Below are 9236 nucleotides of genomic sequence, written 5' to 3' on the forward strand. Positions count from 1 at the left end.
GCTCATTCCTCTTTAAGTGAAGCGGCAAGCCGTTTGGTCAGCGGATGCAGCAAGTACGTCAGCAAAGAGCGCTCCCCTGTCTTGATCACCACTTCAGCAGGCATGCCCGCCTGCAATCGGCGGCCTTGAAGGGCCCCCATTCCATCGGGTGTCAACACCACACGTGCCAAGAAATACGTCACACCACTGTTGACATCAGTGAGCAAATCTTGAGACACAGATTGGACCTTGCCCTCCACCACCAACTGAGGGCTGTGCGCAAATGCTGAAAACCGCACATCCGTTATCAAGTCAGGTCGCACTTTGTCGATGAGGTGAGGGGCAATGCGGGCTTCCAAAACCATAGGCTCTGCATCCGGCACGATGTCAAGAAGCTTTTGGCCAGGTTGAATCACCCCACCCACCGTTTGAATCGCCAGGCCCACCACCTGACCTGAGACGGATGCAGCGATTTCCGTGCGTCCAAGTTCATTGGCCAAGGCTTGGAGCTTGTCGGCATCAGACTGCACCTCCAACGTCACCGAACCCAATTGGGTTTGAACCTCTTGAAGAAACGCATGCCGGGCACGCAGACTCCGCTGTTCCAATTCAGCCACGGCTCGCAAGGCTTGTTCGTGGCGACCACGCAACTCAGACAGCGAGGCCTGCGCATCGGCAACCGCCCTTTCTAGCTCCAGCTGGCGGTTGCGAGGCGCATAGCCCTCGATAACCAACTCACGCGTGTTGAGCAGCTCTTCCTGTATCAGTTTCAGCTGGGTTTGGCGACTGCCTTGCATCAATGCAGTTGATTCGATGAGTGCACGTTGTCCCAGAATGCTTTCTTCAATGCCACGCAACTCTGCCTGCAAGCCTAGGGCACGCGTGGTCAGCAGCGCCTGCTGGGTTTGCACCTGAGCCCGGATGAGTAGATCTTTCTCGAGCGCCGCCTGCAAATCCTCATGCAAGGACAAAGTCAGCCGCCCGGCTTGTTCCGCTTGCAATCTGGCCTGGACTGCACGTAAACCCAGATACCGTTGCCGCACACTCTCGTGGTTTGCTCGAGCTGCAGCTTCGTCCAGCCGAAACAGCACCTCCCCTGCCTTGACCATTTGGCCCTCACGCACACGAACCTCCTGTACGATACCGCCGCTGAGGTGCTGGACCGCCTTACGCTGGGTTTCAATAGCCACCACAGCTGGGGAAGGTACGCCCTCATCCAGGGGAGCAAAGCTGGCCCAAAGCATAAAGCCCCCCAAACCCAGACCCAATGACCATAAGCCCCAGCGGGCAACGCTAGCCACATCATCAGGAGACGCAAGTTTGGTGGAGGTTTGAGGTGGGTTGTCGTTGTTCATTCGTGAGATCCTGTGGCTGACTTGGCCACTGTGCCCGCATCAAGAAGTTGATGCGCCTGTTCGCGCGGACCCTGCCATTGGATACGTCCAGCCCGCAACAACACCAAATGATCAGCCTGCGCTACGATGGCAGGCCGGTGAGTGATCAGTACAACGGTTTGTCCACGGGCCTTCATGTCTCTGACCGCCTGAGCCAGCGCAGCTTCTCCAGCGTCGTCGAGATGTGCATTGGGTTCGTCGAGTACCAGCAGCGCGGGGTTGGCATACAGCGCACGTGCCAGTCCAATTCGCTGTCTTTGTCCGCCAGACAGGCGTTCACCCACCTCACCCACCGGCGTGTCGTAGCCCTGCGGCATCTGCAAGAGCAGTGAATGCAACCCTGCTTGCTCGGCAGCTTGAACCACGGCTTGCGGATTGACCTCATCAAATCGGGCGATGTTCTGGGCGACAGAGCCCTGAAACAGCTCCACTGACTGCGGCAAATACCCCAGGTAGGGCCCTAGCTCCGAGCGGTCCCATTCAGAGATCGACAGACCGTCGAGTGACACCTCGCCGCTAACTTGGGGCCAGATGCCTAACATCACCCGTGCCAGCGTCGACTTACCACTGCCAGAGGGGCCCACTATCACCGTCACCGTGCCAGGCTTCAAACTCAAATCGATGCCGTCAAGGATTGGTGTCTGACGACCACTTAACCACGCGCTGACCCCGCGCAAGTTCAATGCACCCGTCGGGCGCGTGCGGCGCAGTGCCAATTGCCGCTCAGGATGAGCTTCAAGCAAATTGTCTAGGCGCTGGTAGGCAGCGCGTGCACCCAACCACTGTCGCCACAACCCCACCATCTGGTCGATCGGAGCCAATGCACGCGTCATCAGCACATTGCCCGCAATCATGGCACCCACCGACATCTCGCCATAGATGACCAACCAGGCGCCAGCCGCCAAAGACAATGACTGCTGGCTGTATCGCAGGCCCTTGCTCCAGGCAGTCAAACGGTGGCTGGCCGCATGCAATTGCAGATGTGCGCGCCGGTAGGCCTCATGCCCTTGAAGCCAGCGTGCCTGCAACGCAGGCCACATCCCCATAGGCTGTACCGCCTCAATCTGCCGCATCATTTCGCGCAAACCCTGACTGCTGCTTTGCTGGGCGGCCTGCAAATCTGCTGCGGGCGCTACGGCCCGTTGATGTCCTTGCCAGGCCAAAGTGGCCTGCAGCAGGGCGAACACACAAGCCACCCAGCCCAGGGTGGGGTGCAACAAAAACAGCACCCCAATGTAAACAGGCGTCCATGGCGCATCCAGAAAAGCAATGATGCCGTGCCCAGTCAGAAATTGCCGAAGCTCCAGCACATCGCTGAAAACTTTGGAGGGCTGACTGTTGGCTTGCAACGCATTCGATTCGAAACTGGCATTGAAGACACGTCTGGCCAGGGCCGCATCCAGCTTCACACCCAGACGCACAAGCAACCGTGAGCGCAGAGCCTCTGAAAAGGCCATGACACAGAGCAAAAACAGCGTGATTACGGAAACCACCAGCAATGTCATGCCACTCTGGCTGATCAGCACGCGGTCATAGACCTGGAGCATGTAGAGGGTGGGCGCCAACATCAACACATTGGCCACTCCAGAAAAAATGGCCACAGCCCACCAACCACGACGCAGTGTCCACAATACCGATTGAAGCTCTGTGCGAGGCTTGTTCATGGCCGTTTACCTGACTGGGCCGCAGCCGCAGCCTTTTGCAAAGCGCGAACCACCTCGTCACGTGGCCCATAGGCCTGAGTCACGCCGTCTCGCAAAATTAAGAGCTGATCGCTGGCGGCCAGCAAAGCATTTCGGTGCGTCATCAGCACCACCGTCGCACCTCGGGCCTTGAGCGCAGTCAGCACCCGCATCAAAACCCGTTCGCCGTCTTCATCCATGTGCGCGTTGGGTTCGTCCATGACGACCAGGGCAGGCTCTCCATACAAGGCCCGGGCCAGTCCGACGCGTTGGCGCTGTCCTGCCGACAATCGCACGCCATCGCGCCCCAAGGGCGTATCTAGGCCTTGGGGCAAGGCATTCACGAGTTCGTCAAGTTCGGTCAACGCCAACACGTCACGCAAAGCGGCCGACCCTGGCTCATTGAATCGCGTGATGTTTTGCGCCAGACTGCCATCGAGCAAATCCACCGATTGCGGCAAATAACCCATGTGCTGTCCCAACTCGGCCTTGTCCCATGCGAACAAATCAGCCCCATCGAGGCGCACCTTACCTTGGCTTGAAGGCCAAAAACCCACAAGCACCCGGGCCAGACTACTCTTACCCGAACCCGAAGGGCCAATCACACCCAGGCACTGCCCTGGCGGCAAATTCATAGATACACCCCGCAGCACAGGCAGCCCTGCGCCCGGAGGCAGCGCCCAAACTCCCTCTGCGCTCAAGTGACCTCGGGGCGCTGGCAGGGGCATGGTGGGCTGCGTGAGCGGCAGCGACGCCAGTGCACTGGACAGGCGTTTCCAGGCCTCACGCATGTTCACCACAGCACGCCACTGCGTTACCGCCTGCACCAGAGGGGTCAACACACGCCCCCCCAGTACCGACGCCATGATCATCAGCCCACCGCCGCCAGGCAACTCATTGAGCAGCAGCAGATAAGCCGACAAACCCAGCAACAAAGAGCCCATCAATGTTTGCAAAAATTTACTGACAGCTTGAAAGACTCCGGCACTGTCCGAGGCTTGGGCCTGCTGGGCCACCAGACGTGACTGCCATTTCCCCCAGCGCTGGAGCAAAGCTGGCTGCAACCCCAAGGCCGCAACCACATCGGTGTGACGAAGAGCCTCGTCCACCGAAGCCTGGGCTGCCATCGATGCACGACCGGCTTCACGCAGCGCAGCACTGCTGCGTTTTTCGTTCCAGGCGGTAATGGCAACCTGAACCACTGCCCCTACCAGTGAAGCCCAGCCAAGCAAGGGGTGAAATGCAAATAACAACAACAAAAAAACCAAAGACATCGGCGCCTCCATGGCCGCGCCGACAACTGGATTCATGAGCCCATCGCGCAAAATTCTAAAGTCATCAAGCACCTGTCCTGGCGGCGTATCCTGGCGTTGCAAGCGGGCACGCCGCGCCACATCCAGCAAACGAGGGGTCAGTTGCGCGTCCCAGCGCTGCCCCATCGCACGGAGCATTTCGCTCCGCGACCACTCCAAAACCTCCATCAGGACGTATACAAACAACACCAACACGGTCAATACAAGCAAGGTGGTGATGTCTCGACTGTTCACAACGCGCTCATAAACTTCGAACATGTAAAACGTTGAAACGAGTACCAAAAGACCAAGCAAGCATGAAAAAAGTAAGCAGCGACCCCAGTAAGGTCGAAGGACTGAAAAGGATTGACGCAGCTCAGCGTGGTCAACAGGTATTGTCATGGAACTTTTTCACAGATCGATGAAGAAAGACAAGCCTCAAAGATTGGTAATAACATTAAAAAATTTGATAACTGAATTAAAAATAAAACTTTATGATTCACTTCAATCAATCAACCTCAACCTCAACCACAATTATGGACTTTATCCTCAAATCAAACTCCAGAATTAGAACAGCCTTAAAAAAAGACGCACCCAGATAGAACAGACTGATGTAAGTAAAAAATTAATATTACGTTATATCAATGGTAAAAATGATTAACAAATCAGATATATGTTAGAAAAATAGGTTTTAGTCATTGAGCGCAAAAATTCTTATAAAAATGCATAAATTGACAGAAAATACAGGTATTGCATTTTAGCTCGGCCCCTGCCGCTGTTGCGGCGTCTCCTTGAGTAAGGAAAATTCCATGTCATTGATCAACGGAACCCCTAACAACGACACCCTGACCGGTGGCACTGGCAACGACACCATCGATGGTGGTGCGGGCTTTAACGTCGTCGAGTACGCAGGCAGCGAATACGACTACATCGTCACTCGCCTCAGTGACGGCTCTGTTACCGTGCGCGCCATCGCCGGCACCCCCTATGCCAGTGACGGCACCGACACCCTCATCAACATCCAGCGCATCCAGTTCCTGGACGGACTGACCGAGCGCATCCTGGATGACATCTCCAACATTCAGGCCAACACCAACACCCAAGTCAGCTTCGGCCAAGCCACCACTGGCCAAACCTTTGTGGGCGACAAGGACTGGTTCCAGCTCACCGGTGGCACCGCCAACCAGTCCGTACGCATCAGCTTTGCCGGTGGCGATGGCTCCACCCTGTCGGCCAACACCGCCAACTTCAACAACAGCACCTGGCCCGATCAAATCCAATCCACCACGCTCGATGCCAATGGCGCACTGGCGGTGCAAGTCTTCAACAACCAACTGCCCCTCAACAGCGTTCAGGCTTACCGCTTCACCGTCCTGCGCGAGCTCATGGGCACCGATGCCAGCGAAACCCTTTCCGCTGGCGCCAATGCCGAGTACCTTGATGCCGGCGCTGGCAACGACTCGGTGGAGGGCAGCGACCGCTCCGACTTCCTGATCGGCGGCTCAGGCAACGACACGCTGGTCGGCGGCGCAGGCAGCGACACCCTCATTGGCGGCGATGGCCCCAACGACAAAGACATCGCCGTCTTCTCCGGGCGCTTTGGCGATTACCGCATCACCAATTCCAATACCTCCAGCGAGAACCCGGCCCAAGACGTTTGGTGGCAAATCAGCCACATCAGCACCGGCGAGGTAGACTTTGTCAAAGGTGTAGAGGTCCTGCGCTTTGCAGACTTGGACTACGGGGTCGATGACCACGACGTCTTCAGCGGCACCGACATCCAGACGCAGTCCCAATTCGCCCAAATGGGCCAAGTCATTGAGGGCCGGTTCACCAACCGCCACGACGACGACTGGATCGCTTTTGACTTTGGCCGGCAGGTGGTGGACAAAAACACCACCTTGAAGGTCACCGTCACCATGCGCGATGGCTACTTCCCCACCGGCAAGTCCTTGTCGTTTGTCAACGTATCGGGCTCGGCCCTGCAGTTCACCGACCTGTCAGACAACAGCACCAAAAACAGCTTTGATTTGAATTACTTCAGCGGCACGCGGGAGTACCTGATCAAGGGCATCCAGTGGGGTGCCAACGCTGAAGGTGGCGCATTCGGCGGCAATACCGCTTTCATTGTGATGAACAGTGAGTGGGGTGACGAACCCAATTACAACGATCCCAATCAGGGTGCCTACAGCATCAGCATCAGCCGCTACCGCGCAGGCACCGCGGGTGACGACACCTTGAGCACCGACGGTGCGACGGAGCAGACCAAGGCCGATGAGGTGGCAGGCCTGGGCGGCAACGACAAGATCACCGGCACCGAGCGGGGCGAGGCCTTTGACGGCGGCGATGGCAACGACACCATCAACGCAGGCGCAGGCGATGACCGCCTCCGGGGCGGTGCAGGCACCGACGCGCTGTATGGCGAGGCAGGCAATGACACCTTCATCACCTCCGGTGAAACGAGCGTCAACGACTTGTTTGACGGGGGCGAAGGCACCGACACCTTGCTGGTCACCAGCGATGTCAACCTCACGGGAGCGACGTTCAACTCGGTGGAGTTGATGCAAGGCACAGGCCAGCGCGTCACCGTCACCGCCGCACAATTGGCCGGTTTTGACAGCGCCAACAACGTCATCTTCAGCGGCAGCAACCAAGACTTCAGCGCCTTGGGCGGCAGCTACACACTCGAGGGCACGGCAGGAGACGATGTCCTCAAGGCGGGTGCGGGTGACAACATCATTCGCCCTTTTGCGGGCAACAACACCGTCGTGGGCGGAGCAGGCAACGACACAGTGGTCTGGGAAAGGGGCTGGGGTTCTAACTGGGACTTGCAACACCGCGCAGAGCAAGTTATTTCCTCAACAACCAATGGCTCAAATTATTTAATTCAAGGCAGTTATGCCGGCGGCACCGGCAATGATACGCTCAAGTTTGCATTCAATGAATCCCTTTACAACGTGCTTGGCAGTTGGCGTTGGGAGTACGAACGTCCGGCAACAGAGTTGCCGTTTGGCATCGATCTGAGCCAAGCCAAGGTTGAGGGGTTTGAACACATTGAATTGAGCCGAGGCAATTACACCTATGCAGGTGTTTCCTACGCTTACGGCCCTTCAGCGATCTACTTGAACGCTTCACAGCTCGCCGGCCTGACCACCCTGTCTGGCGGCAACTTTGTCGTCAAAGGCGGCGGCACGGTGGACCTCAGCGCCAAAGTCCTAACCAACGGCGCCACCATCAGCGTCAGCGGCGATCAAAACTACACACTCACAGGCACCGCTGCCAGTGAAACCCTGACCACCTACGGCGGCAATGACAGCATCACAGCAGGCGATGGCAATGACACCATCAGCAGCGGCTCTGGCACAGACAATATCGATGCAGGCGCCGGTAATGACCTGGTCATTGTCAGTGGCAAGAGCACGCTGACCGACACCATTCACGGTGGCTTAGGCACCGACACCCTGCGCATCACAGGCAGTGATGTGGACCTGTCCAACGCCACATTGACGGGCATTGAGAAGCTCGAGGCCAACTCTGCGAGTTTGGCGTTGACGCAAACGCAATACGACCATTTCAAAGACAACCTCAGCGGCAAGGCAGGCCTCATCCTCAAAATGACCACGCCCGGCCAAACCGATGTCAGCACTCTGCCAGCAGGTTTTGTAGGTATCCGTGGCACCAGTGGCAATGACACCTTGATTGGTGGTGCCAACGCTGACTTGCTGGTGGGCGATGAGGGCGACAACTCACTCAGTGGCGGTGATGGCAACGACCGACTGGTGGCTGGCGCAGGCAACGACACCCTGCGCGGCGGCGAGGGGGATGACACCCTCACCGATGTGCCCGGTGATGCAGGCGGTCTGATCGATGGCGGCGCTGGCTTTGACACTTTTGTGGCCGACAGCAGCAACCCATCGATTGCAGGCCTAACGTTTGTGGATGTGGAAAGAATCACATCGGCCAATGGTCATCTTAAAGTGGCTTTGAACCAAGACTACACGGGTCTAACACTCCACGAAATCAATCGAATTGAGCTCACGCAAGCGGGTCGATTTGAATACAGCACTCTGCCCGCTGACTGGTCAGGAACAGTCATCGCATCGGACGGCAACGACACGATGGTGGGCAGGTCCGGCAACGACACCATCGATGGTGGTGCGGGCTTCAACGTCGTCGAGTACGCAGGCAGCGAATACGACTACATCGTCACTCGCCTCAGTGACGGCTCTGTTACCGTGCGCGCCATCGCCGGCACCCCCTATGCCAGTGACGGCACCGACACCCTCATCAACATCCAGCGCATCCAGTTCCTGGACGGACTGACCGAGCGCATCCTGGATGACATCTCCAACATTCAGGCCAACACCAACACCCAAGTCAGCTTCGGCCAAGCCACCACTGGCCAAACCTTTGTGGGCGACAAGGACTGGTTCCAGCTCACCGGTGGCACCGCCAACCAGTCCGTACGCATCAGCTTTGCCGGTGGCGATGGCTCCACCCTGTCGGCCAACACCGCCAACTTCAACAACAGCACCTGGCCCGATCAAATCCAATCCACCACGCTCGATGCCAATGGCGCACTGGCGGTGCAAGTCTTCAACAACCAACTGCCCCTCAACAGCGTTCAGGCTTACCGCTTCACCGTCCTGCGCGAGCTCATGGGCACCGATGCCAGCGAAACCCTTTCCGCTGGCGCCAATGCCGAGTACCTTGATGCCGGCGCTGGCAACGACTCGGTGGAGGGCAGCGACCGCTCCGACTTCCTGATCGGCGGCTCAGGCAACGACACGCTGGTCGGCGGCGCAGGCAGCGACACCCTCATTGGCGGCGATGGCCCCAACGACAAAGACATCGCCGTCTTCTCCGGGCGCTTTGGCGATTACCGCATC

General features: G+C 57.7%; 4 protein-coding genes. 1 reads left to right on the forward strand and 3 read right to left on the reverse strand.

Annotated features, from left to right (window positions below; genetic code table 11):
• Positions 1-2 precede the first annotated feature (2 nt).
• From B9Z50_RS09445 to B9Z50_RS09455, 3 genes are read right to left on the reverse strand one after another with little or no spacing between them, the layout of a single operon-like run.
• Positions 3-1334 carry an HlyD family type I secretion periplasmic adaptor subunit gene (locus B9Z50_RS09445; RefSeq protein ID WP_108363541.1) on the reverse strand — a complete coding sequence of 444 codons (1332 nt, stop codon included), beginning with the start codon at positions 1332-1334 and terminating at the stop codon, positions 3-5.
• Positions 1331-3037, reverse strand: a complete 1707-nt coding sequence (locus B9Z50_RS09450; protein ID WP_108363543.1) for a type I secretion system permease/ATPase — start codon at positions 3035-3037, stop codon at positions 1331-1333. The genes B9Z50_RS09445 and B9Z50_RS09450 overlap by 4 nt, the downstream gene beginning before the upstream one ends.
• Positions 3034-4749, reverse strand: a complete 1716-nt coding sequence (locus B9Z50_RS09455) for a type I secretion system permease/ATPase (RefSeq protein ID WP_108363545.1) — start codon at positions 4747-4749, stop codon at positions 3034-3036. Before B9Z50_RS09455 ends, B9Z50_RS09450 begins: the two co-directional genes overlap by 4 nt.
• Before the next feature lie 407 nt (positions 4750-5156).
• Between B9Z50_RS09455 and B9Z50_RS18110 the strand changes: the two genes are divergently transcribed.
• Positions 5157-9236, forward strand: a 4080-nt coding sequence (locus B9Z50_RS18110) for a beta strand repeat-containing protein (RefSeq protein WP_370463065.1), incomplete at its 3' end; no start/stop codon positions are given.

It is taken from the genome of Limnohabitans sp. Bal53 (assembly GCF_003063355.1).
Taxonomy (GTDB): Bacteria; Pseudomonadota; Gammaproteobacteria; order Burkholderiales; family Burkholderiaceae_C; genus Limnohabitans_A.

Coding starts and splice junctions, on each gene's coding strand:
- B9Z50_RS09445 (WP_108363541.1), bottom strand. CDS start 1,334: ATGAACAACGACAACCCACCTCAAACCTCCACCAAACTTGCGTCTCCT.
- B9Z50_RS09450 (WP_108363543.1), bottom strand. CDS start 3,037: ATGAACAAGCCTCGCACAGAGCTTCAATCGGTATTGTGGACACTGCGT.
- B9Z50_RS09455 (WP_108363545.1), bottom strand. CDS start 4,749: ATGACAATACCTGTTGACCACGCTGAGCTGCGTCAATCCTTTTCAGTC.